General features: G+C 73.3%; 1 protein-coding gene. It reads right to left on the reverse strand.

The features are described 5' to 3' along the window. Positions 1-101 precede the first annotated feature (101 nt). The gene (locus tag NR072_RS07695; RefSeq protein ID WP_163721153.1) at positions 102-1280 is read right to left on the reverse strand and encodes a diacylglycerol kinase family protein; all 1179 of its coding nucleotides are present in this window, start codon (positions 1278-1280) and stop codon (positions 102-104) included. Positions 1281-1369 lie beyond the last annotated feature (89 nt).

Consider the following 1369-nt stretch of genomic DNA (forward strand, 5'->3'; position numbering starts at 1 on the left):
AAGCCGCCGTTTCCCGAACGAAAGTGCTGGGGAAGCCGCCGTTTCCCGAACGAAAACGGTGGGGAAGCCGCCGTTTCCCGAACGAAAGCGGGGACGGGGGGTCAGATGTGCGGGGCCGGCTCCGGGACGGGGGCGGCGGCGGAGACCCCGTCGTCGCGGACGGAGGCGTCGTCCTCGGCCACGAGCATCACGACGAGCGAGTCCGGCCGCACGCGGGCGTCGAGGGCGGTGATGACCCCGGTGGCGTCGCCGTCGAGCTGGGAGGGCATCGGCTCGGCGAACTCGACCTTCACGCGCTGGGCCTGCTCCGTGTGCATCGCGGGGACGGAGCTGGGGTGCCGGGTCACGGTCTTCACGGCGATCCGCGCCCAGTCGAGCGCGTGCCGGGGCGAGAGGACCATGACGTCGAGGAGGCCGTCGTCCAGCTTGGCCTGGGGCAGCAGCTCGACGCCGCCCGTGAGCATCCCGCAGTTGGCCACCATCACGGTGCGCACCTTGAACCGGCGGGGCTGACCGCCGTCGAGGGCCACGGTCACCTCGTGCCGCTTGCCGCGCAGGTGCCGCATGCCGGCCTCGCTGTAGGCCAGCCAGCCGGCCAGGCTCTTCAGCTCGTCCTTGGTGTCGCCCATGATGTCCGCGTCATAGCCGGCGCCGCCGATCACGGTGAAGGTCTGCCGGGTGACGCGCCCGTCCTCGTGCGTGAAGCGGACGTCCACGGTGTCGATGCGCCGCTGCCGGCCCCCCACGGCGATCCTCAGGCACTGCTCGACGTCGTTGATCGGCAGGTCCAGGTTGCGGGCCAGCAGGTTCCCGGTGCCCAGCGGCACCACGCCGAGGGCGACGTCGGTGCCGGCCAGCTGCTCGGCCACGGTGCGGACCGTGCCGTCGCCGCCCGCGGCGATCACGAGCCGGGCGCCGGCGTCGAGGGCCTGCCGCGCCATGGCGGTGCCGGGGTCGTCCTCCTGCGTCTCGAGCACGAGCACCTCGCCGAGGCCCTCCGCCGCCGCGAGCCGCTCGAGCTCGCGCCGCACCCGGTCCGCGTGCGTCTTGATGGGGTTCAGCACCAGCGCGACCTCGTGCCGGCCCGTGCCGATGCCGGGCACCTCCTCCAGCCGGCGCTGCACGCCGCCCATCCGCGCGTCGAGGGCGTCCACCAGGAGACGCGTCCGCTCGTGCTGCACGCCGAGGCGGACCTGGCGCACCGCCAGCACCACCACGACGACGGCCAGCACGGCCAGGAGCACCAGGGCGGCCAGCGCCATCCACCACTCGGGAGTCATGCCCTGAGTCTAGGCGTCGGCCCCGCCCGCTAGGTGTAAGAGGTCATGACGTTGTTGACTCGGGCCGGTGCCAACGAGGCCGGCGGGGC

Source organism: Micrococcus sp. Mcc89 (assembly GCF_024519795.1).
GTDB lineage: Bacteria > Actinomycetota > Actinomycetes > Actinomycetales > Micrococcaceae > Micrococcus > Micrococcus luteus.